The organism is Bradyrhizobium sp. WSM1253 (assembly GCF_000244935.1).
Taxonomy (GTDB): Bacteria; Pseudomonadota; Alphaproteobacteria; order Rhizobiales; family Xanthobacteraceae; genus Bradyrhizobium; species Bradyrhizobium canariense.
The window spans coordinates 3,630,410-3,651,047 of record NZ_JH600073.1; the positions used below are offsets into that span (position 1 = coordinate 3,630,410).

A 20,638-nucleotide genomic window follows, 5' to 3' on the forward strand; every position below is an offset into this window, starting at 1 on the left:
CACCGATGAGCACGATCGATAGCGGCCTGACGCTTTTGAAGAGCGCCGCCGGCCGCGTCTCCGCCGCCAATGGCTGGATGGGCAATGCGTTCAAGGGCTGGATGCCGACCGGCCTCTACGCGCGTGCGCTGCTGATCATGATCGTGCCGATGGTGATCCTGCAATCGGTCGTCGCCTTCGTGTTCATGGAGCGGCACTGGAACACGGTGACACGGCGCCTGTCGGCCGCGGTGGTGCAAGACATCGCCGCGCTGATCGACGTCTACAAGGGCTATCCGCAAGACAAGGATCGCGACCAGATCCGCCGCATCGCGCAGCAGCGCCTGGGCCTCGTCGTCGATTTCCTCCCGGCCGGCGACATGCCGCCGCCGGGACCCAAGCCGTTCTTCTCGCTGCTCGACCAGACGCTGTCAGTGCAGCTCGGCCGCCAGATCGGGCGCTCCTTCTGGATCGATACGGTCGGCCGCTCCAACCTGGTCGAGATCCGGATTCAGCTCGACGACGCCGTGATGCGCGTGTTCGCACAGCGCAGCGCGGCTTATGCCTCGAACTCGGAGATCTTCCTGTTCTGGATGGTCGGCACGTCCTCGATCCTGCTGATCGTCGCGGTGCTATTCCTGCGCAACCAGATCAAGCCGATCCTGCGACTTGCCGACGCTGCCGAAAGTTTTGGCAAGGGCCGCGAGGCGCCGAATTTCCGTCCGCGCGGCGCGCGCGAGGTGCGGCGCGCGTCGGTCGCCTTCCTCGAAATGAAGTCGCGCATCGAGCGGACGATGGAGCAGCGCACCGCGATGCTCGCCGGCGTGAGCCACGATCTGCGCACGATCCTGACGCGGTTCAAGCTCGAGCTGGCGCTGATCGGCGACAGCCCCGAAATGGAGGGCATGCGCAAGGACGTCGACGAGATGTCGATGATGCTGGAGGACTATCTCGCGTTCGCCCGCGGCGATTCCGGCGAGCAGTCGCAGCCGACCGACATGGCGCAGGCGCTCGAGGAGCTGCGCAGCGACGCCGAGCGCCACGGCCACATTGCGACGGTCGCGTTCAACGGACTGCCCGTGGTCACGGTGAAGCCGGCCTCGTTCAAGCGCTGCCTCGCCAACCTCGTCACCAACGCCGCCCGCTACGGCAAGGCCATCGCTATCACCGGCCAGCGCGATCACCGTTATTTGACCGTGACAGTCGACGACGACGGCCCGGGCATTCCCGCGCACTTACGCGAAGAGGTGTTCAAGCCGTTCCTGCGGCTGGACAACGCCCGCAACCAGGACGAAGGCGGCACGGGTCTTGGCCTCGCGATCGCCCGCGACATCGCCCGTTCGCACGGCGGCGACATCACCCTTGGCGACAGCCCGATGGGCGGATTGAGAGCAAGCGTGCGGATACCGGTGTAGCTGCCTCTTCCCTTCTCCCCCTGTGGTAGAAGGTGGCGCGAAGCGCCTGATGAGGGGTCTCTCTCCGCGAATTCAAAAGCGAAAAGAGTCACACGCGGAGACAGACCCCTCACCCGTCTCGCCGCTACGCGGCGAGCCACCCTCTCCCGCAAGGGGAGAGGGAAGAGTCTTACTTCGGCAACAGCGCTTTCAGCTTGTCCATGTCGCGCACGTTCATCTTGAAGCCGCCGGGCATCACGATGTCGCCGGGCTTCTGGTCCGGCTTGCAGGCCCCCAGCCATTTCGCTTCGAGCTGCAGGGTCGTGTCGCGGCCTGCTGCGCCGGCGGCGCCGCCTTGCGCGTGCGACGACGTCTTCACTGTATAGGCCGAATTGAAATCGCCGGTGATCTCGGCATGCGAGGTCGTGCTGATGCCGGCGACATTGCATTCGGAATCGCTGACATAGCCGGTCGCGGTCTTCTTGATGTCCTGCTTGGCGCAAATCTGCTTGGCCATCGGGGAGACGTTGTTGTTCATCTCCTTGTCGACGGTCTCGTCGGTGCAGTGCTGCATGGTCATCTCGGGCACCGGCGTGCCGGTCCTGACCATCTTCAATTCCCACAGGCCCGCCTTGCGCACCGGCAGGTCGTCAGCGCGGGCGCTGCCTGCCGACACGACGAGGCAAAGGGCGGAGCCGAGCAAAGCGAGTTTGCGCGTCATGTGGGAAGCTCCCGGCTGAGAGGTAGCGGCGCTGCGAAAGCGCCTCAGTAGAGCGTGCGGATCGGCTGGTCGGCCGCGCCATAAGGCACCCAGCGGCAGGAGAACGAGATGTAGCCGCCCTCATAGGCCTGCATCGCCAGGAATTTGGCGACCTTGCCGTAGCGCGCGCAGTGATCGACCGCGACCTGCCGCGCATCGACCTGGGTTGCCATCGAATAGGCGATGATACCGCCGGTGTCGTTGCCCTTGAACGGAGGCACCGGAAGGAGATCGGCGCGCGCCGACTGGCTCGCCATCATACCCAAGGCAAGTAGGCCCGCGGCCGCAATGATTCGCATTCCCGTCACTCCGATTGGTTGGTGGCAGTTTACGGTGCCGGCGCGGCGGTGGAAAGAACCGAAGACCCCTCTGGTGCAGCATTGCGGTCAACTCGTCGGCAAGTGTTGCCGCGCTGCACTTGACCTCCCCCGGCCTTCGCGGCACCGTCCGACCCTCGCAGATCATGCTGTCTGGATTGCCCATGCGCGCCTCGACCTTCCTGAAATCGCTCCGCTTTGCCGCCGTGCTCGGCCTCCTGTTCGGGGCGCTGTCGCTCGGTGAGGCCAGGGCCGCCAATCCGCTGGAGCTGAATTTCTGGCTGAGCGGGCCGCGCTATGACGGCAACGTCTCCGAATGCGACAGGGCGCTGCCGACGATCGCCAGCCAGTTCTGGGAGAAAGAAAGCTCGTTCTGGAATTCCTCGTTGAAGATCACCGGCTTCTCCGCCGTTCACGAGACCGCGTTCCGGCCCTGGGCGTCCGACAACATCCCGCGCCGCTATTGCACCGGCGAGGCTATGCTCACGGATGGCAAGCTGCGCAAGGTGCATTTCTCGATTGTCGAGGATGGCGGCTTCGCCGGCTACGGCCAGGGCGTCGAATGGTGTGTGGTCGGGCTCGACCGCAACTGGGCCTACAACCCGGCCTGCCGCGCCGCCAAACAATAATTGCAAAAGTTCTGATCCGGACCGATCAGGCGGCCGAACGACGGTCGTCCGAATTTTGTTCTTGAAATGTTCTTACCGCCTGCTAGGCTCTTCTGCACAGTCTAGTTGAGGGGCGTCGCCATGTTTCATTCCAGATTGCATTTTTTCTCCCGCCTGATGATCTCGCTGACGCTTGCAGCCGGGCTGGCTGCGCTGGCCGGCGGTGCCAAGGCCCAGGACAAGCGGCAGAACACGCCCGGCGAATTCGATTTTTATGTGCTGTCGCTGTCGTGGTCGCCCTCCTTCTGCGAGGAGGCGGCGGAGCGCGGCGGCCGCTCGCAGACCCAGTGCAGCGGACGGCCCTACGCTTTCGTGGTGCATGGTCTGTGGCCGCAATATGAGAACGGTTTTCCGGAATATTGCCAGCGGCCCTCGCCGCGGCTGAACCGCAGCATCGTCTCCTCCATGCTCGATCTGATGCCGGCGCCGGGTCTGATCTTCAACGAATGGGACAAGCACGGCACCTGCTCGGGGCTCGCCGACCGCAGCTATTTCGAGACGATCCGGAAGGCGCGCGCCGCGATCAAGATTCCGGCTGAATATCTCGATCTGTCGCAGGCCAAGACCGTGGCGCCGGCGGAGGTGGAGGAAGCCTTCATCAAGGCCAATCCGGGCCTCAGCAATGCCGCCGTCTCGATCACCTGCAACCGGACGCGGCTATCGGAAGTCCGCATCTGCCTCAGCAAGGACCTGCAATTCCGCGCCTGCGAGGAGATCGACCGCCGCGCCTGCCGCCGCGACCAGGTGGCGATGCCGCCGATCCGGGGTGGGTAGCCCAGGCATCGTGCCTCTTTGCTCAAGCCGCCACGTGGCGTAGTGCTCTTGCATGAATTACCGCCACGCCTTCCATGCCGGCAACTTCGCCGATGTCATCAAGCACATCGTGCTGGCGCGCATCATCACCTATCTCCAGGACAAACCGGGCGCGTTCCGCGTCATCGACACCCATGCCGGCGCCGGCCTCTACGATCTCGAAAGCGACGAGGCGCGCCGCGGCGGCGAGTGGCTGACGGGCATTGCGCGGCTGATGCACGCGCGGCTGTCGAACGACGCCATGGCACTGACCAAGCCCTATCTCGACATCGTCCGCGCCTTCAATCCGAAAGGCGAGCTCAAGGCCTATCCGGGCTCGCCGCTGATCGCGCGCGCCCTGATGCGGCCGCAGGATCGCCTCGTCGCCTGCGAACTCGAGCCGAAGGCGCGGAAAGCGCTGATCGGCGTGCTGCGCCATGACGAGCAGGCCCGCGTGGTCGACCTCGACGGCTGGATGGCGTTGCCGGCTTTCGTGCCGCCAAAGGAACGGCGCGGGATCGTCCTGATCGACCCGCCGTTCGAGGCAAAGGACGAGTTCGAAAAGCTCGGCGAGGCCTTCTCGACGGCTTTCGCGAAATGGCCGACCGGTATCTATGTAATCTGGTATCCCGCCAAGAGCCGGCGCGCCACCGACGCGCTGGTGCAATCAGTGGCGCGGCTCGCAGCCGCAGCAAAACCGCCGGGAAAATGCCTGCGCCTCGAATTCAGCGTGGCGCCGCAGGCCGACGGTGCAACTCTCACCTCCACCGGGCTCTTGATCGTCAATCCCCCTTACACGCTGCAGGGCGAGCTCAAGACGATCCTGCCCGAGCTGGAAATGCCGCTCGGCCAGGGTGGCGCTGCCAGATTCCGATTAGAGGTGCCGAGACCGTAACACTCCGGCATCTTGGGAAAAATATGCAGGAGCGGTGGTCAATCTGCGGAGAACCGTATTATGCTGTTTCCGTGACTGGCTTTACGTTCCGCTTCCGCGAATGGTTGCGGCGGAGTGAAGGCCTAAGAAAGATCCAGTCGGACCAAATGGTCTGCCCAAGGATGGCCAGCTCCCGGGCTTCGTAAGGCCCGGTCATATCGTGACGTGCGTCTGCGTCACGACGGAGGAGCAATGAGGGGGAGTTTCCCGATGGCCATGACGGGAACGGTCAAGTTTTTCAACGGTGAGCGCGGCTACGGATTCATCAAGCCGGACGACGGGGGCCGCGACGTCTTCGTACATATTACTGCTGTGGAGCGGGCCGGACTGAAGGACCTTGCCGAAGGACAGCGTATTACTTTCGAAGTCGAACCGGACAAGAAGGGCAAGGGGCCGAAGGCGGTCGATTTGGTCATCCTTCCCTAGCGAGCCTGGCGTAAAAAAAATCCCGGCCGCAAGCGGCCGGGAGGTTGGTCCGGTATTTTCTTCTTAGCTATCAGAAGTGATAGTTCACGCCTGCGCGCACAACGCTGGCGCTATAGCCGTTTGACACGCCTGTAATCGCGAACTGACTCGTCGACAGATCGATATAGAGATATTCGAGCTTGGCGCTCCAGTTCGGCGCGAATCCGACTTCCGCGCCGGCACCGATGGTCCAGCCAGCGCTGGTGTGCGACTCGGTCCAGCCGAACGTCTGCGCGCGCAGCTCGCCGAAGGCGAGGCCCGCCGTGCCGTAGAACAGCACGTTGCTGAAGGCATAGCCGGCGCGGCCGCGCAGGGTACCGAACCACGGATTGGAGAACTTCCACGGCGCGAAGGTGTCGTCGGCACCGGCGGCCTGGATGTCGCCCTCGACGCCGAACACCCAAGGGCCGGTCTGGAAATTGTAGCCGGCCTGAACGCCGCCGACGAAGCCTGACGGCTTTGCGGGATTGTTGTTCACCGAACCCCATTCATAGCCGAGATTGGCACCGAGATACGGGCCGGCCCAGCTATAGGCATTGAGCGGCTGATTGACCGTATAGGGCGCACGCTGCCCGTAATTGAGATCGGCGGCCTCTGCCGAAGCCGTCCAGCCGACTGCAGCCAACGCGGCTGCGCCCACAACGAGCGCCTTCATCACACACTCCAACGCAACTGCCGTCACCGGTGCGATGCCTGCGCCGCCGCGCGAGGCAAAACCGCATGGTTACGGAACCACCACTTTTTCGCGTAAGATTTATCGAGAGTTTTAAGTTAAAGGCCTGTTAAGTCGGGTTACCGGGCTGTTAACAGGCTTAAGCAAGCGTTACCGGGAACTGCGCCGCCATCCTGTGCGTGCCGCACGGCCGGAACTTCAAATCGGCACCCGCAGCGCCTAAATTCGCACCATGGTTCACGATTCCACCGACAATCCGGACGACGCACGCACGCGCAAACCCGTGCGCGGCAACGCACCCGATGTCCCGGCCCAGGAAACCGAAGCGGCGCCGCCCGACCTCGATCCCGCCACAGCAAACGGCGACGACGAGGACGACGCACGGCTGCCGGACATCCTGGAAGAGAGCGGCACCGTCGGCGAAGAGCCGCTGGCGACCGGCCACGAGGCGATCGAACGCGCGGTCCGCCTCGCTCCCACCTCGCCCGGCGTCTACCGCATGCTCAATGCGAATGCCGACGTGCTCTATGTCGGCAAGGCCAAGAACGTCAAAAAGCGCCTGTCGAACTATGCGCGCCAGAGTGCGCCGCAGCCGGCCCGCATCCTGCGCATGATCGCCGCTACAGTTACCGTGGAAATCATCTCGACCCACACCGAGACTGAAGCACTGCTGCTGGAGGCCAACCTCATCAAGCAGCTTCGGCCGCGCTTCAACGTGCAGCTGCGCGACGACAAGTCGTTTCCCTACATCCTGATCACGGGCGACCATTGGGCGCCTCAGATCCTGAAGCATCGCGGCGCGCAGACGCGGCCCGGTCGCTATTTCGGCCCGTTCGCCTCTGCCGGCGCCGTCAACCGCACCATCACCGCGCTTCAGCGCGCGTTCCTGATCCGCTCCTGCACGGATTCCTTCTTTGAGAGCCGCTCGCGGCCCTGCCTGCTCTATCAGATCCGCCGTTGCGCCGGCCCCTGCACCCGCGAGATCGACTTCCCCGGCTACACGACCCTGGTGCGCGAGGCGAGCGACTTCCTGTCCGGCAAGAGCCATGCGGTGAAACAGGAGCTTGCCGCCGAGATGGAGAAGGCCTCCGGCGAGCTCGAATTCGAGAGCGCCGCGCTCTACCGCGACCGCCTCGCTGCGTTGTCCGCGATCCAGTCGCAGCAGGGCATCAATCCGCGCACGGTGGAAGAAGCCGACGTCTTCGCCATCCACCAGGAGGGCGGCTTCTCATGCGTCGAGGTGTTCTTCTTCCGCACCGGGCAGAACTGGGGCAACCGCGCCTATTTCCCGCGCGCGGAGAAGACGTATACGCCGGAAGAGGTGCTCGGCTCCTTCCTCGCCCAGTTCTACGACGACAAGCCGCCGCCGAGGAATATCCTGCTCTCGCACGAGATCGAGGAGAGCGAGCTGCTCGGCAACGCGCTGTCGATCAAGGCCGGCCGCAAGGTCGAGGTGTCCACGCCGAAGCGCGGCGAGAAGAAGGAGCTCGTCACCCACGCGCTCACCAACGCGCGCGAGGCCCTGGGCCGCAAGCTCGCGGACACCGCGACGCAGAGCCGTCTGCTCGACGCCATGGCCACGACCCTGAACCTGACGCATGCGCCGAAGCGGATCGAAGTCTACGACAACAGCCACATCCAGGGCACCAACGCGGTCGGCGCCATGATCGTCGCCGGCCCAGACGGTTTTGTGAAAAACCAGTACCGCAAGTTCAACATCAAGTCGGAAGGGATCACGCCGGGCGACGACTTCGCCATGATGCGCGAAGTGCTGGAGCGCCGCTTCAAGCGCCTGATCAACCCGCCCGAAGAGGGCGCGGCCAAAACCAAGGACGACGACTTCCCGCAATGGCCCGATCTCGTGATCATCGACGGAGGCCGCGGCCAGCTCAACGCCGTCCGGGAAATCTTTGCAAATCTCGGCCTGACCCAAGTGGCGCTGATGTCGGTGGCCAAGGGGCCGGACCGGGACGCCGGCCGCGAGACCCTGTTCATGCCGGAGCGCGAGGCGATCAAGCTGGAGCCGCGCGACCCCGTGCTCTATTTCATCCAGCGGCTGCGGGACGAGGCGCACCGCTTCGTCATCGGTTCGCACCGCAAGCTGCGCAAGAAGGACATCCGCGAGGCCGGCTTGCAGGAGATTCCGGGCATCGGTCCGTCACGCAAACGTGCCTTGCTGCACCATTTCGGAACCCTGAAGGAGATCGAACGGGCTTCGATCACCGATCTCGGCAAGGTTCCGGGGGTGAGCGCCGAGAGCGCTCGCAGGATTTTCGAGTATTTCCATCCCCAGCCGGGGTGAAATAAAGGGGGGCCGCGGTCATATGGTCGTCGCATCCCGCACCCCATTTGGGGAGCGGAACGGTTGACCTTCAGGCTGCAGCGGTATTGGTAGGACGGATGAACATCGCCACGACACGAGGGACCACCAGCCGCGCGATGTCCCTCCCGAACATCCTGACCTACGGCCGGATCGCCGCGATCCCGGTCGTGGTCGGGTGCATCTACGCACAGTCGATCATGGACGGTCCGCTGTGGCTGCGCTGGGTTGCGGTCGCCATTTTCATCGCGGCTGCGGTCACCGATTACCTCGACGGCTATTACGCGCGAATCTGGAATCAGCAATCGGCGTTCGGCCGCATGCTCGATCCGATCGCCGACAAACTTCTGGTCGCCTCGTGCCTGCTGATGCTGGCCGCCGACGGCATCATTCACGGCTGGTCGCTGTGGGCCGCCATCGTGATCCTGTGCCGCGAGATCCTGGTCTCGGGCCTGCGCGAATATCTTGCCGCGCTGCGCGTCAGCGTGCCCGTGACCAAGCTTGCGAAGTGGAAGACGACGGTTCAGCTCATCGCCATCGGCTTCCTGCTGGCTGGTCCGGCCGGCGATGAGGTGGTGCCCATGGTCTCGATGATCGGGCTGGCGCTGCTCTGGGCCTCGGCGATCCTCACCATGTACACGGGCTATGACTATTTCGGCGCTGGCATCCATCACCTCATCAAGGAGGATGAGGGATGAAGGTGAAGTACTTCGCCTGGGTGCGCGAGCGCGTCGGCAAGGCCGAGGAGACCATCGAGCCGCCCGCAACCGTGCGCACCGTGGAAGAGCTGATCGCCTGGCTGTCCGGCCAAAGCGAAGCCTACGCCTACGCCTTCGAGAAGCCGAAGGTGATCCGCGCCGCGATCGACCATGCCCACGTCAAGTCGGACGCCGCGATCGCGGGCGCTCGCGAGATCGCGTTCTTCCCGCCGATGACCGGCGGCTAGGCCATGCCCGTCGCCACCTGCCCCGTCACCATCCGTATCCAGCAAGACGATTTCGACATCGCGCGCGAGATCGCGGTCCTGACCGGGAACCGCACCGACATCGGTGCGGTCGTGAGCTTTTCCGGCATCTGCCGCGGCGACGAGGACAGCGCGAAGATCGCCGCACTCTCGCTCGAGCATTATCCTGGCATGGCCGAGGAAGAGATCAGGCGCCATGCCGACGAGGCCACCTCGCGCTGGCCTCTCAACGGCGTCACGGTGATCCATCGCGTCGGCCGGTTCATGCCCGGCCAGAACATCGTGCTGGTGCTGACCGCCTCTCAGCACCGCCAGGCCGCGTTCCAGGCAGCCGAGTTCCTGATGGATTATCTCAAGACCAACGCGCCGTTCTGGAAGAAGGAAGAGAGCGCCACCGGCACCGGCTGGGTCGAGGCCCAAGCCCGCGACGACGAAGCAACCGCACGCTGGACCCGATCCTGATGGCAACAACGACCAAAAAGAGCGTGCGCGGCCGCGCCGCGCCAAAGCTCGCGAAAGTGGGCCGCGGCGAGCTTCTCACGCTGATCGATTTTGTCCGCTATGCGGTCAGCCGCTTCAATGAGGCCAAGCTTGCCTTTGCCCACGGCACGCCCGATCCGGTCGCGGAAGCGGCCTTCCTGGTCTGTGAAGCCCTGCATCTGCATCCCGAGCAGTTCGAGATTTTTGCCAACGCGCGCGTCACGGCCGCCGAGGGCAGGATCATCATCGATCTCGTTCATCAGCGCGTCACCACGCGCAAACCGGCCGCCTATCTCGTCAACAAGATCTACATGCGCGGCCTGCCGTTCTATGTCGACGAGCGCGTCATCGTTCCCCGCTCCTTCATCGGCGAGCTCTTGGAGTCGCATTTCGGCGGCGACGGCGAAGCCGGCTCGCTGATCGACGATCCCAGCGCCGTCGAGCGCGTGCTCGATCTCTGCACGGGATCGGGATGCCTCGCGATCCTCGCCGCGCATCATTTTCCGAACGCCACGATCGACGCCGTCGATATCTCCAAGGGCGCGATCGACGTCGCCAGACGGAATGTCGGCGAATACGGGCTCGATGACCGGATCAGCCTGCATCGCGGCGACCTGTTCGCCCCGCTCGGTGACACCAAATACGACCTGATCATCACCAACCCGCCTTATGTCGATGCCGAAGGCATGGCGGCGCTGCCGCCGGAGTGCCGGGCCGAGCCGAAGCTCGCCTTTGACGGCGGCGCCGACGGTCTCGACGTGGTGCGCCGGATCCTGCGCGACGCGCCCGACCACCTGACGCCGGATGGCGGGCTGATCTGCGAGATCGGACGCGGCCGCGAACTGGTCGACGAGGCCTTTCCTGAATTACCGCTGCTCTGGCTCGACACCGAGGACTCAGAGGGCGAAGTGTTCTGGATCGCGGCCGCCGATCTCGGCTGATCCATCACGGCGGGCAGACCTCGTCGGAACAAGTCAAATACCGCCACGTTCATCCCCCGACGAATTTTCTCGCACTCGGAGGATAACCGCATGCTTGCGCCATCGGGCGAATTGCTGCGCGCCGGCGTCGCGCTCAAGCTCAACCATCTCAAGCGCGCTGCCCAGTCCTATGCCCGTGACCGGAGCAACCAGGCCACGGGCCGCATGACGTCGTATGCGGCTGCGGCCGGACTGCTCGCGGTTGCGGGCTTGTTTGTCGTCGCAGCCTTCTTCGTCGGCCTAATTGCCCTGTACCGCTGGATTGCAATCCATTACGGGCAATTCTGGGGGTTCGGCGCCGTCGGCGGCGTGCTCCTGGTCCTGGCCGCCGCCTGCGCCGGCGTGGCCATGGCCCAGATGAAGCGCAAGACCAAGCCGATCGTGCCGCTTGCCAGCCGCCTGCGCGTGGCTATCGCCACCCCGCGCATCCCGCGCGGAACGGTGAAGGAGGCGGTGAAGGAGGTCGCGACCACAATTCCCCTGGCGCCGCTCGCGCCGGGCGAACGCGGACATGAAGGAGGACATGGCGGCAGCACGTGGCCGGCTCGGTCCAACCGGCCCGTGCAACTCGGGCTGATGCTCGCGGCCGTTGGGCTGGTCGGGCTCACGGCAGCGCGCCGGCGGCGTCACGGCCACCGAGCGGATACCTAAAAATGCGTATGCGGCGCGCCGAGCAATTCGACCGCTGGCTGTTAGTGGCAGCCACGACCGTGTTCGTGCTCACCGCGGAACGGTATTTCCAGGATTCTGGCCTGGTCAGGGCGGGACCTCCGCAAGACCACCGCAACGGCGAGGCGAATTCGCCGGAAACGAGCCCGACGGGCGCAGCCTCGCAGCCCGGCCGCGGCCGCCGCGCGAAAAGCCCGTTCGCAATCCCGTGGGCAGGCTGGAAGGACATCCTCTGGCGCACCTATCAGCGCATCGACGAGGATCGCCTGCTCGCGACCGCCGGTGGCGTCGTCTTTTTCGGGCTGCTCGCGATTTTTCCCGCCATCACAGCTCTGGTTTCATTCTATGGCCTGTTCGCCGATCCCTCGACAATCAGTTCCAACCTGCAATCGCTCGCGATGATGCTGCCCGAGGGTGCGTTCCAGATCGTCGAGGACCAGGTGGCGCGCGTCGTGTCGCACGGCGGTGCGACGCTTGGTGTCACCTTCCTGTTTGGCCTCGTGCTCGCGATCTGGAGCGCCAATGCCGGCGTCAAAGCCATCTTCGATGCCCTCAACGTCGCCTATGAGGAGCGTGAAAAGCGCAGCTTCATCCGGCTAAACACGGTCTCGCTGGCCTTCACGGTCGGTGGCATCGTTGCCCTGCTGCTGATGGTGGGCGCCGTCGTCGCCTTCCCGCTCGCGCTCAACCACCTCGGCATGGCGCCCGAAAGCAAGCTGATCGTGGCGCTGGCGCGATGGCCGGTGCTGTTCGTCATTCTCCTTGCGGCGCTCGCCGTCCTCTACCGCTTCGCGCCCAGCCGCGATGCCCCGCGCTGGCAATGGCTGAGCCTCGGCGCGGTGGCGGCCGCGATCCTCTGGATCGCCGGCTCGGCGCTGCTGTCCTGGTACCTTTCGGAGTTCGCCAATTACAATGCGACCTACGGTTCGCTCGGCGCTGCGATCGGCTTGATGATGTGGATGTGGATGTCGGCGATCGTCATCATGTTTGGGGCCGAGCTGAATTCAGAGATCGAACGGCAGACCCTGCGCGACACGACCACCGGGGCACCCAAGCCGCTTGGCACCCGCGAGGCCGTCTCGGCCGACACGGTCGGCGCTGCGGCGCCATCCTGAGTCCGCGATTGGGTCGCTATCCCCTCGAATCAACAATGATGTTAAGCTCATGCCGCTTGGGGGAGCATGCGGCGTGACGGGTTCGAGACGCCACCCGTGTTTTCCCGGTCAGGCAGTCAGCTCTTGAGGCGTAACGCGCGGCATGATTCGTATTTCGACGATCTTCATCGCCATCTGCATGGTTCTGGTCGCGGCCTCGCTCGGGCTCGTGCTCTACGCGGTCGCCGGCATCAGCGGAACCGAATCCGCGATCGTGGCGCTAACGGCGCTGACCTTCCTGATCCTCTACAATGCAGTGTCGATGCGGTTGCGCGACCGCAGCGACGTCGGCGGCCAGATCGCCGACCTTTCGCGCGGCACCGCCGATCTCGCCCGCCAGGTCGCCGAGTTCGGCCGCCGGCTTGCCACGATCGAAGCACGCATCGCCTCCTCCAATTCGGCCAACTCAGACCGCATTCAGGCGGTGGTCGGCGAGATCAACGAGCTCGGCGGATTGGTCAGGCAGCTCGCCACCACCGTCTCGGCTCATGAGGATCTGATGGCCGGCAACGCGCCGCTCCCGGACCCAGCTCCGGTCGCAAGGCAGGAGCAGGACGCGTCGCTCGACCTGATGGCCCCGTTCGAAGAGGAGCGGTCGGCTGCCCCTCCCCAGGCGCCCGCGCCGCCGCCACGGCCGGCAGCGCCGGCAATCCAGACCCAGAACGCCAATCCGGTTCAGACCGCCAACGGCCGCAACCAGACCCAATTGCTGGCGACGCTCCGCAACGCGATCGACGAGAACCGCATCGACATCTTCCTCCAGCCGATGGTGACGCTGCCACAGCGCAAGGTCCGCTTCTACGAGGCCGTGACGCGCCTGCGCGACGAGCGTGACCAGCTGGTGGCGGCCGAGGAGTTCATCAGCATTGCGGAGGCCTCCGGCCTGATCGGGCGCATCGACAACATGGTGATGCTGCGCTGCGTGCAGGTGCTGCGACGCCTGATGGTACGCAACAAGGAGGTCGGCGTGTTCTGCAACGTCGCGGCTTCCACGCTCGGCAATTCCACGACCTTCGCGCAATACCTCGATTTCCTCGAGGCCAACCGGGCGCTGGCGCCCTCGCTGGTGCTGGAATTCAAGCAATCGACCTTCCGCAATCTCGGCCTGGCCGAGACCGAGAATCTCGCCGCGCTCGCCCAGCGCGGCTTCCGTTTCTCGATCGACCACGTCACCGATTTGCGGATCGAACCGCGCGAACTCGCCGATCGCGGCGTGCGCTTCATCAAGGTGCCGGCCTCGCTCCTGCTCGATCCCAGGCAGGCTTCGGCCTCGGACATCCACCCGTCCGACCTCTCCGACCTGCTCGGCCGCTTCGGCATCGATCTGATCGCCGAGCGGATCGAGGGCGAGCGCGCCGTGATCGACCTGCTCGATTATGACGTGCGGTTCGGCCAGGGGTTCCTGTTCGCGCCGCCCCGGCCATTGCGGCCGGAGGGGTCATCTGCTACCGCCGCGCCGAACCAGGCACAGGACACTCAGGGATCCAATGGCTCCGGCATACCCAGCTCGGGCGCGACATCGGCTGCGTCTGCGCCACAGCGCGTCACCGGCAACGCCGCGCTCGCGCGCCGCATCTGATCGGCCGCACGCATCATGACCACGCTGCATTTCGCTGAAAGCCTGCGTGAACTCGTGGCGGGCGTGGACGTCGTGCTCAGCGACATCTGGGGCGTGGTCCATAACGGCCTCGAATCCTTCCCCGAAGCCTGCGACGCGCTGCACACCTATCGCAGCCGCGGCGGTACGGTCATCCTGATCACCAACGCGCCGCGCCCGGCCGACTCCGTGCAGCGTCAATTGCGCAAGCTCGGCGTCGCCGACGAGACCTACGACGCGATCGTGTCGTCAGGCGACCTGACGCGGCTCTATGTCGCCGACCATCCCGGCCGCAAGATGTTCTGGCTCGGCCCCGAGCGCGACAACTCGATCTATCGCGGCCTCGATGCGGTGACCGCGCCGCTGGAGGAGGCAGACTACATCGTCTGCACCGGTCTCTATGACGACGAGACCGAGACGGCGGAAGACTATCGCGGCATGATGCTGAAGGCGCGCGAGCGCAAGCTGACGCTGGTTTGTGCCAACCCCGACATCGTGGTGGAACGCGGCGACCGCCTGATCTATTGCGCCGGCGCGATCGCGGAGCTCTATCGCGAGCTCGGCGGCGAGGTGATCTTCTACGGCAAGCCGCACCGGCCGATCTACGAGCGCGCGATGGCGCTCGCCGGCGAACGCCAGGGCCACCAGATCGACCGCAAAAAGGTGCTCGCGATCGGCGATTCCGTCCGGACCGACCTCACCGGCGCGCGCGAGTTCGGCATCGATTGCCTATTCGTGACCCGCGGCATCCATGCCGAGGAGTTCGAGGGTCTCGACCAGCTCGACCCGGCTTCGGTGCTGGAATTGTTCGGCCATCCGCCAAAGGCGCTGATGCGCGAACTGAAGTGGTAGCGAGTTGATCGTCATTCCGGCTTGATATCGGGCATCGATTCCAGAACGACGAACCAGACGCAGAAAGCCCGGGACAACCGCCCGGGCCTTCCGAATTCAACCGATGGCTTCGAGCGCGCCTTACGCGCTCGCCATGTCCGGGAAGACCGCCTCGATCTTGGTCTTCAGCGTCGCCGCGTTGAACGGCTTGACGATGTAGTTGTTCACGCCGGCCTTCTTGGCCGCGATCACGTTCTCGGTCTTTGATTCGGCCGTGATCATGATGAAGGGCGTGGTGGCGAGGTTCGGATCCGCGCGCACTTCGCGCAGCAGGTCGTAACCCGTCATCGGCTCCATGTTCCAGTCGGAAATCACGAGACCGTACTTCTTGCCACGCATCTTGTTCAGCGCTGCCGAACCGTCGCTTGCATCATCGATATTCTCGAAGCCAAGCTGCTTCAGGAGGTTCCTGATGATACGGATCATGGTGCTGTAGTCGTCAACCACCAGAACCGACATCGACAAATCAACCGCCATCTCGACTCCCCCAACGCAAACCCAGGAAATATTACGATCGGACCTGCCGGGCCGGAGCCCCGCGGTTCCACGCTCCAAGGACTAGCACCAAGGCGTTAAACAGCGCGTTAACTGGGAACGCCCCCGGTGGACTGAAATCACCTTCGATGCGGCCGCCCCCCTCCCGCTTGACTTCATCCGGCCCGTCGCGCCACGGTCCCGGCCGGTCCCGCCGGTTCGAGAATTCCCCTGATGGCTCCGCATTTTACCGTTATCCGCGACACCACGCCGGACTCCGCCATTGCAAGGGGGGCCGTGGTCGCCATGGGCAATTTCGACGGCGTTCATCTCGGCCATCGCGCCGTGATCGCCGCAGCCCTGGAAATGGGCAGGATCCATGGCCGCCCTGCGCTGGCATTGACCTTCGAGCCGCATCCGCGGCGGTTTTTCAGCCCCAACACCCCGCAATTCCGCCTGACGGACGAGCGTGCCAAGCTGCGGCTTCTGGCCGGCACCGGACTTGACGGCGCCGTGGTCATGACCTTCGACAAGTCCCGCGCCGGGACCAGCGCGCAAGACTTCATTCACCATGACCTGATCGGGCGCCTGGGCATCGGCGGAATCGCCGTCGGCTACGACTTCCACTTCGGCAAGGGTCGCGTCGGCTCGCCGAGCCTCCTGGTCAACGAGGCGCCCCGGCTCGGCATCGAGGTCGACGTGCAGCCGCATGTCGACATCGACGAGCGGCCGGTCTCGTCCAGCGCGATCCGGATCGCGCTCGCAGAAGGCCAGATCGACGAGGCCACGGCCATGCTCGGCGCGCCCTGGTTCATCACCGGCGAGGTCATCCACGGCGAGAAGCGCGGCCGCGACCTCGGTTATCCCACCGCCAATATCCGCCTCGATGCCAATTGCGGCCTCAAGCACGGCATCTATGCGGTGCGGGTCGGCCGCGGCGCGGAGCGGCTGGACGGGGTGGCAAGCTTCGGCCGCCGCCCGACCTTCGATAACGGCGCGCCGCTGCTGGAAATCTTCCTGTTCGACTTCAAGGGCGATCTTTACGGACAGACGCTCGACTGCGCCTTTATCGGCTTCATCCGCGAGGAGCTGAAATTCGACGGCCTGGATGCCCTGATCCGCCAGATGGACGACGATTCCGCCCGCGCCCGCGCCATGCTCGCCGCCGCCCCGGACGCGTTTCCGCGGCTTGGCATCATCGATTGAGGCCGGAAACCGGCCCCCGAACCTTTTGCGCTTCCCTTAGCCCCCTGCTATGGAGAGCCCATGTTTGCGCGGCGCATCATAGGGATTAGCGGCCCGGCTTCCGCCTGAGCCTTCGGCTCGGCGCAAGACCGGGATGTTGTCGTTTCACCCGCGATTCCGCATCGCCATCCGTTCCCGCGCCCTTCCGAGCCAGTCAGCCTCATGTCCGACAAGCCACAAAAGTCCCAAAAATCCGAAGCCAAAGACTATTCGAGAACCCTGTTCCTGCCGCAGACCGAATTCCCGATGCGCGCCGGCCTGCCGCAGCGCGAGCCGGAGCTGCTGAAATACTGGAACGACATCGGGCTGTACGACAAGCTGCGCCAGGAAGCCCAGGGCCGCGCCAAATTCGTGCTGCATGACGGCCCGCCCTACGCCAATGGCAACATCCATATCGGGCACGCGCTGAACAAGATCCTCAAGGACGTCGTGACCAAGAGCCAGCAGATGCTCGGCTTCGACTCCAACTATGTGCCTGGCTGGGACTGCCACGGCCTGCCGATCGAATGGAAGATCGAGGAAGAGAACTACCGTTCCAAGGGCAAGCAGAAGCCCGACTTCCGCGACTCCGCCGCGATGGTGGCGTTCCGGAAAGAGTGCCGCGCCTATGCGACACACTGGATCAACGTGCAGCGTGAGGAATTCAAGCGCCTCGGCATCATCGGCGACTGGGATCATCCCTATCAGACGATGAGCTATCCCGCCGAAGCGCAGATCGCGCGCGAGCTGATGAAGTTCGCGGCCAACGGCACGCTGTATCGCGGCTCCAAGCCGGTGATGTGGAGCGTGGTCGAGAAGACCGCGCTCGCCGAGGCCGAGGTCGAGTACGAGGACTACACCTCCGACATGGTGTGGGTGAAGTTCCCCGTCACGTCCCCGGCACATGGTGCGCTCGCCAATGCTTCGGTCGTGATCTGGACCACCACGCCCTGGACACTGCCCGGCAACCGCGCGATCTCGTTCTCACCGAAGATCGCCTACGGCCTCTACAAGGTGACGGATGCAGCCGCGGACAATTGGGCGAAGACCGGCGATCTCCTGATCCTGGCCGATGCGCTTGCCGCAGAGGTGTTCAAGCAGGCGCGCGTCACGGCCTATGAGAAGCTGCGCGACATTCCCGGCGATACGCTGGACGCCGTGGAGTGCGCTCATCCCTTGCGCGGCCTCGATGGCGGTTACGCGTTTATCGTGCCGCTGCTCGCCGGCGAGCATGTCACCGACGATACCGGCACCGGCTTCGTGCACACCGCGCCGAGCCACGGCCGCGAGGACTTCGACGTCTGGATGGCCAATACCCGCGAGCTCGATGAACGCGGCATCTCGACCGCGATCCCCTACACTGTCGACGAGAACGGCGCCTATACCGCGCAGGCCCCCGGCTTCACCGGCAAGCGCGTGCTCAACGACAAGGGCGAGAAGGGCGATGCCAATGAGGCCGTGATCAAGGCGTTGATCGAGGCCGGCAAGCTGCTCGCGCGCGGCCGCCTCAAGCACCAATATCCGCATTCCTGGCGCTCGAAGAAGCCGGTCATTTTCCGCAACACGCCGCAATGGTTCATCGCGATGGACAAGGACATCAGCGAAGATGGCCATGCCAAGAAGGGCGATACACTGCGGGCCCGCGCGCTGCATGCGATCTCGGTCACGCAATGGGTGCCGCCGTCGGGTGAGAACCGCATCAACGGCATGATCGCCAACCGTCCGGACTGGGTGATCTCGCGCCAGCGCGCCTGGGGCGTTCCGATCGCCGTGTTCGTGCGCGAGAAGAGCGACGGCTCGGCCGAAATCCTGCAGGACGAGATCGTCAATCAGCGCATCACCGAGGCCTTCATGGAGGAAGGCGCCGACGCCTGGTACATGGAAGGCGCCCGCGAGCGCTTCCTTGGATCGCGCGCGAGCGAAGACTGGAAGAAGATCGACGACATCTGCGACGTCTGGTTCGATTCCGGCTCGACGCATGCATTCGTGCTCGAGGATCGCCAGAACTTCCCGCAGCTCGGCAACATCGTCCGCAAGGTCGATGGCGGCGACGACACCGTGATGTATCTGGAAGGCAGCGACCAGCATCGGGGCTGGTTTCATTCCTCGCTGCTGGAGAGCGCCGGCACGCGCGGCCGCGCGCCCTATGACATCGTGCTCACCCACGGCTTCACGCTCGACGAGAACGGCCGCAAGATGTCGAAGTCGATCGGCAACACCGTCGAGCCACAGAAGGTGATCAAGGATTCGGGCGCGGATATCCTGCGCCTGTGGGTCTGCGCCACTGACTATGCCGACGACCAGCGCATCGGCCCGGAGATCCTGAAGAACACCATCGAGACCTATCGCAAGCTGCGCAACACCGTGCGCTGGATGCTGGGAACGCTGGATCACTACAAGCCCGCCGACGCAGTCGCACCCGCCGACATGCCTGAGCTCGAACGGCTGATGCTGCACGAGCTCGCGGTCCGTGCTGCCGTCGTCCGCAAGGCCTATCAGGAGTTCGACTACAAGACGGTGGTCGCAACCTTGTCCGCATTCCTGAACAGTGAGCTCTCCGCGTTCTATTTCGACATCCGCAAGGACACGCTGTATTGCGATCCGCCCTCCTCGCCGACGCGCAAGGCGGCGCTGACCACGATCGATCTGTTGTGCAGCTCGATCCTGAAATGGCTGGCGCCGATCCTCAGCTTCACCGCGGAGGAAGCCTGGCGCATGTACAGGCCCGGCGCCGAGCCCTCGGTGCACCTGACGCAGTTTCCCGACGACCTCGAAAGCCTGCGCGACGACAAGCTCGCCGCGAAGTGGGAAGCGATCCGCAACGTCCGCCGCGTCGTCACCGGTGCGCTGGAGCTCGAACGCGCCGCCAAGAACATCGGCTCGTCGCTGGAGGCCTCGCCGGTGATCTATGTCGCCGACCGCGACATGCTTGCGACGCTGTTCGACACCGACCTCGCCGAGATCTGCATCACCTCGAACTACGAGGTGCGCGAGGACGAGGCGCCGGCTTCCGCATTCCGTCTCGATGCCGTTCCCGGCATCGCTGTCGTGGTGGAGAAGGCGGTCGGCACCAAATGCGCCCGTTCCTGGAAGATTTCGCCGACGGTGGGTGAAGACCCCGAATACCCCGACGTCACCCCGCGCGACGCCAAGGCGCTGCGCGAATGGAAGGCGCTGGGGGTGAGTGTCTAACTTCGTGTCGTCCCGGCGGAGGCCGGGACCCATAACCACGACCGCCGATTGCAGCGAAGGCTGATGACCACGAGTCCCTCAAACAACTTCCGCCTCGGAGTATGGGTCCCGGCCTTCGCCGGGACGACGGCGGTGTTTGTAGTGGAGATAGAGATCTCGCCTGCATGACCCCGCTCCGCGCCGGCATCCTCGCGGCCCTGCTCACGCTGGTGGCCGATCAGGCTTCAAAGCTCTGGCTGCTGAATGTGTTCGACCTTGCCCGTCGCGGCGCGGTCGAGGTGACCCCGTTCTTCGACCTGGTGCTGGCCTGGAACATCGGCATCAGCTTCGGCTGGCTCCAGAACGACGGCCAGGCTGCGCAAATGGCGCTGATGGCCGTGAAGGTCCTCGCCGTGGTTGCGCTGGCGATCTGGATGGCCCGCTCGCACACCCTGCTGGCAACCATCGCGCTCGGCCTGATCATCGGCGGCGCCATCGGCAATGGGATCGATCGCCTCGCCTATGGCGCGGTGGTCGATTTCGCCCTGTTTCACGTCGAGATCGGCGGAAAGACCTATAATTGGTACGTGTTCAACCTCGCGGACGTGGCCATCGTTGCTGGCGTGGCGGCGCTATTGTATGATTCCTTCCTGGGGGTACCCGCCGCAAAAGCGCCCTGATCCCGGCCGATACGGACCGGCAGGCGGACCCTTGTTTTTGCGAGGGATTATG

At 64.6% G+C, this 20,638-nt stretch carries 21 protein-coding genes; 17 read left to right on the forward strand and 4 right to left on the reverse strand.

Annotation, left to right across the window (positions count from 1 at the left end):
* The first annotated feature begins 5 nt into the window (after positions 1-5).
* Positions 6-1,394 (forward strand): ATP-binding protein, encoded by a 1,389-nt coding sequence (locus tag BRA1253DRAFT_RS18630; protein ID WP_007596850.1) that lies wholly within the window; start codon positions 6-8, stop codon positions 1,392-1,394.
* Positions 1,395-1,563: 169 nt separating this feature from the next.
* Here the strand turns inward: BRA1253DRAFT_RS18630 and BRA1253DRAFT_RS18635 are convergent, their stop codons facing one another.
* Both BRA1253DRAFT_RS18635 and BRA1253DRAFT_RS18640 read right to left on the reverse strand, forming a co-directional pair.
* A complete protein-coding gene (locus tag BRA1253DRAFT_RS18635) occupies positions 1,564-2,094 on the reverse strand; it encodes a DUF3617 family protein (RefSeq protein WP_007596851.1) in 531 nt (176 codons plus the stop codon).
* Between the two features lie 44 nt (positions 2,095-2,138).
* Entirely contained in the window at positions 2,139-2,432 is a 294-nt protein-coding gene (locus BRA1253DRAFT_RS18640; protein ID WP_007596852.1) for a hypothetical protein, read from the reverse strand.
* Positions 2,433-2,614: 182 nt separating this feature from the next.
* On the opposite strand from BRA1253DRAFT_RS18640, the gene BRA1253DRAFT_RS18645 reads away from it, so the two are divergent.
* The 4 genes from BRA1253DRAFT_RS18645 (at position 2,615) to BRA1253DRAFT_RS18660 (ending at position 5,270) form a co-directional block, all read left to right on the forward strand.
* Positions 2,615-3,079 carry a hypothetical protein gene (locus BRA1253DRAFT_RS18645; RefSeq protein ID WP_007596853.1) on the forward strand — a complete coding sequence of 155 codons (465 nt, stop codon included), beginning with the start codon at positions 2,615-2,617 and terminating at the stop codon, positions 3,077-3,079.
* A gap of 120 nt (positions 3,080-3,199) precedes the next feature.
* Positions 3,200-3,892: a ribonuclease T2 gene (locus BRA1253DRAFT_RS18650; RefSeq protein WP_007596854.1), complete on the forward strand. Its 693-nt coding sequence runs from the start codon at positions 3,200-3,202 to the stop codon at positions 3,890-3,892.
* Positions 3,893-3,944: 52 nt separating this feature from the next.
* Complete coding sequence (locus BRA1253DRAFT_RS18655) at positions 3,945-4,805, forward strand: 23S rRNA (adenine(2030)-N(6))-methyltransferase RlmJ (RefSeq protein ID WP_007596855.1); 861 nt, start codon at positions 3,945-3,947, stop codon at positions 4,803-4,805.
* A gap of 249 nt (positions 4,806-5,054) precedes the next feature.
* On the forward strand, positions 5,055-5,270 hold the full coding sequence (locus tag BRA1253DRAFT_RS18660) for a cold-shock protein (RefSeq protein WP_007614865.1): 216 nt from the start codon (positions 5,055-5,057) through the stop codon (positions 5,268-5,270).
* 70 nt (positions 5,271-5,340) lie between these two features.
* Here BRA1253DRAFT_RS18660 and BRA1253DRAFT_RS18665 read toward each other — a convergent pair whose 3' ends face one another.
* Complete coding sequence (locus BRA1253DRAFT_RS18665) at positions 5,341-5,964, reverse strand: outer membrane protein (RefSeq protein ID WP_007596857.1); 624 nt, start codon at positions 5,962-5,964, stop codon at positions 5,341-5,343.
* Between the two features lie 250 nt (positions 5,965-6,214).
* Between BRA1253DRAFT_RS18665 and uvrC the strand changes: the two genes are divergently transcribed.
* The 9 genes from uvrC (at position 6,215) to BRA1253DRAFT_RS18710 (ending at position 14,998) form a co-directional block, all read left to right on the forward strand.
* Positions 6,215-8,284, forward strand: coding sequence for an excinuclease ABC subunit UvrC (gene uvrC / locus BRA1253DRAFT_RS18670; protein ID WP_007596858.1), 2,070 nt, complete (start codon positions 6,215-6,217; stop codon positions 8,282-8,284).
* 98 nt (positions 8,285-8,382) lie between these two features.
* Positions 8,383-9,000, forward strand: a complete 618-nt coding sequence (gene pgsA, locus BRA1253DRAFT_RS18675) for a CDP-diacylglycerol--glycerol-3-phosphate 3-phosphatidyltransferase (RefSeq protein ID WP_007596859.1) — start codon at positions 8,383-8,385, stop codon at positions 8,998-9,000.
* A complete protein-coding gene (moaD, locus tag BRA1253DRAFT_RS18680) occupies positions 8,997-9,248 on the forward strand; it encodes a molybdopterin converting factor subunit 1 (RefSeq protein WP_007596861.1) in 252 nt (83 codons plus the stop codon). The genes pgsA and moaD overlap by 4 nt, the downstream gene beginning before the upstream one ends.
* 3 nt (positions 9,249-9,251) lie before the next feature.
* Positions 9,252-9,728 carry a molybdenum cofactor biosynthesis protein MoaE gene (locus BRA1253DRAFT_RS18685; protein WP_007596863.1) on the forward strand — a complete coding sequence of 159 codons (477 nt, stop codon included), beginning with the start codon at positions 9,252-9,254 and terminating at the stop codon, positions 9,726-9,728.
* Positions 9,728-10,687, forward strand: coding sequence for a 50S ribosomal protein L3 N(5)-glutamine methyltransferase (gene prmB, locus BRA1253DRAFT_RS18690; protein WP_007596866.1), 960 nt, complete (start codon positions 9,728-9,730; stop codon positions 10,685-10,687). The genes BRA1253DRAFT_RS18685 and prmB overlap by 1 nt, the downstream gene beginning before the upstream one ends.
* A gap of 90 nt (positions 10,688-10,777) precedes the next feature.
* Positions 10,778-11,377, forward strand: a complete 600-nt coding sequence (locus BRA1253DRAFT_RS18695) for a hypothetical protein (protein ID WP_007596868.1) — start codon at positions 10,778-10,780, stop codon at positions 11,375-11,377.
* A 2-nt stretch (positions 11,378-11,379) separates the two neighbouring features.
* Positions 11,380-12,510 carry a YihY/virulence factor BrkB family protein gene (locus BRA1253DRAFT_RS18700; RefSeq protein WP_007596871.1) on the forward strand — a complete coding sequence of 377 codons (1,131 nt, stop codon included), beginning with the start codon at positions 11,380-11,382 and terminating at the stop codon, positions 12,508-12,510.
* Positions 12,511-12,652: 142 nt separating this feature from the next.
* The gene (locus BRA1253DRAFT_RS18705) at positions 12,653-14,128 is read left to right on the forward strand and encodes an EAL domain-containing protein (RefSeq protein ID WP_007596874.1); all 1,476 of its coding nucleotides are present in this window, start codon (positions 12,653-12,655) and stop codon (positions 14,126-14,128) included.
* 15 nt (positions 14,129-14,143) lie between these two features.
* Positions 14,144-14,998, forward strand: coding sequence for a TIGR01459 family HAD-type hydrolase (locus BRA1253DRAFT_RS18710; RefSeq protein ID WP_007596875.1), 855 nt, complete (start codon positions 14,144-14,146; stop codon positions 14,996-14,998).
* 120 nt (positions 14,999-15,118) lie between these two features.
* Here BRA1253DRAFT_RS18710 and BRA1253DRAFT_RS18715 read toward each other — a convergent pair whose 3' ends face one another.
* Positions 15,119-15,514, reverse strand: a complete 396-nt coding sequence (locus BRA1253DRAFT_RS18715) for a response regulator (RefSeq protein WP_007596883.1) — start codon at positions 15,512-15,514, stop codon at positions 15,119-15,121.
* Between the two features lie 231 nt (positions 15,515-15,745).
* Here BRA1253DRAFT_RS18715 and BRA1253DRAFT_RS18720 point away from each other — a divergent pair, with 231 nt between their 5' ends.
* The 3 genes from BRA1253DRAFT_RS18720 to lspA all read left to right on the forward strand — a co-directional run bounded on the left by BRA1253DRAFT_RS18720 (position 15,746) and on the right by lspA (position 20,586).
* Complete coding sequence (locus BRA1253DRAFT_RS18720; protein WP_007596884.1) at positions 15,746-16,717, forward strand: bifunctional riboflavin kinase/FAD synthetase; 972 nt, start codon at positions 15,746-15,748, stop codon at positions 16,715-16,717.
* Between the two features lie 201 nt (positions 16,718-16,918).
* The gene (gene ileS, locus BRA1253DRAFT_RS18725; RefSeq protein WP_007596885.1) at positions 16,919-19,927 is read left to right on the forward strand and encodes an isoleucine--tRNA ligase; all 3,009 of its coding nucleotides are present in this window, start codon (positions 16,919-16,921) and stop codon (positions 19,925-19,927) included.
* 164 nt (positions 19,928-20,091) lie between these two features.
* Positions 20,092-20,586 (forward strand): signal peptidase II, encoded by a 495-nt coding sequence (lspA, locus tag BRA1253DRAFT_RS18730; protein WP_007596886.1) that lies wholly within the window; start codon positions 20,092-20,094, stop codon positions 20,584-20,586.
* The last annotated feature ends 52 nt before the right edge of the window (positions 20,587-20,638 follow it).

Excerpts from the sequence above, each read along its gene's own strand:
- BRA1253DRAFT_RS18715 (WP_007596883.1), bottom strand. The coding sequence starts at position 15,514 with ATGGCGGTTGATTTGTCGATGTCGGTTCTGGTGGTTGACGACTACAGC.
- uvrC (WP_007596858.1), top strand. The coding sequence starts at position 6,215 with ATGGTTCACGATTCCACCGACAATCCGGACGACGCACGCACGCGCAAA.
- BRA1253DRAFT_RS18665 (WP_007596857.1), bottom strand. The coding sequence starts at position 5,964 with ATGAAGGCGCTCGTTGTGGGCGCAGCCGCGTTGGCTGCAGTCGGCTGG.
- BRA1253DRAFT_RS18650 (WP_007596854.1), top strand. The coding sequence starts at position 3,200 with ATGTTTCATTCCAGATTGCATTTTTTCTCCCGCCTGATGATCTCGCTG.
- ileS (WP_007596885.1), top strand. The coding sequence starts at position 16,919 with ATGTCCGACAAGCCACAAAAGTCCCAAAAATCCGAAGCCAAAGACTAT.
- BRA1253DRAFT_RS18660 (WP_007614865.1), top strand. The coding sequence starts at position 5,055 with ATGGCCATGACGGGAACGGTCAAGTTTTTCAACGGTGAGCGCGGCTAC.
- BRA1253DRAFT_RS18705 (WP_007596874.1), top strand. The coding sequence starts at position 12,653 with ATGATTCGTATTTCGACGATCTTCATCGCCATCTGCATGGTTCTGGTC.
- BRA1253DRAFT_RS18695 (WP_007596868.1), top strand. The coding sequence starts at position 10,778 with ATGCTTGCGCCATCGGGCGAATTGCTGCGCGCCGGCGTCGCGCTCAAG.
- BRA1253DRAFT_RS18655 (WP_007596855.1), top strand. The coding sequence starts at position 3,945 with ATGAATTACCGCCACGCCTTCCATGCCGGCAACTTCGCCGATGTCATC.
- moaD (WP_007596861.1), top strand. The coding sequence starts at position 8,997 with ATGAAGGTGAAGTACTTCGCCTGGGTGCGCGAGCGCGTCGGCAAGGCC.
- BRA1253DRAFT_RS18710 (WP_007596875.1), top strand. The coding sequence starts at position 14,144 with ATGACCACGCTGCATTTCGCTGAAAGCCTGCGTGAACTCGTGGCGGGC.
- BRA1253DRAFT_RS18700 (WP_007596871.1), top strand. The coding sequence starts at position 11,380 with ATGCGTATGCGGCGCGCCGAGCAATTCGACCGCTGGCTGTTAGTGGCA.
- BRA1253DRAFT_RS18630 (WP_007596850.1), top strand. The coding sequence starts at position 6 with ATGAGCACGATCGATAGCGGCCTGACGCTTTTGAAGAGCGCCGCCGGC.
- BRA1253DRAFT_RS18720 (WP_007596884.1), top strand. The coding sequence starts at position 15,746 with ATGGCTCCGCATTTTACCGTTATCCGCGACACCACGCCGGACTCCGCC.
- BRA1253DRAFT_RS18645 (WP_007596853.1), top strand. The coding sequence starts at position 2,615 with ATGCGCGCCTCGACCTTCCTGAAATCGCTCCGCTTTGCCGCCGTGCTC.
- BRA1253DRAFT_RS18635 (WP_007596851.1), bottom strand. The coding sequence starts at position 2,094 with ATGACGCGCAAACTCGCTTTGCTCGGCTCCGCCCTTTGCCTCGTCGTG.
- pgsA (WP_007596859.1), top strand. The coding sequence starts at position 8,383 with ATGAACATCGCCACGACACGAGGGACCACCAGCCGCGCGATGTCCCTC.
- prmB (WP_007596866.1), top strand. The coding sequence starts at position 9,728 with ATGGCAACAACGACCAAAAAGAGCGTGCGCGGCCGCGCCGCGCCAAAG.
- BRA1253DRAFT_RS18685 (WP_007596863.1), top strand. The coding sequence starts at position 9,252 with ATGCCCGTCGCCACCTGCCCCGTCACCATCCGTATCCAGCAAGACGAT.
- BRA1253DRAFT_RS18640 (WP_007596852.1), bottom strand. The coding sequence starts at position 2,432 with ATGCGAATCATTGCGGCCGCGGGCCTACTTGCCTTGGGTATGATGGCG.
- lspA (WP_007596886.1), top strand. The coding sequence starts at position 20,092 with ATGACCCCGCTCCGCGCCGGCATCCTCGCGGCCCTGCTCACGCTGGTG.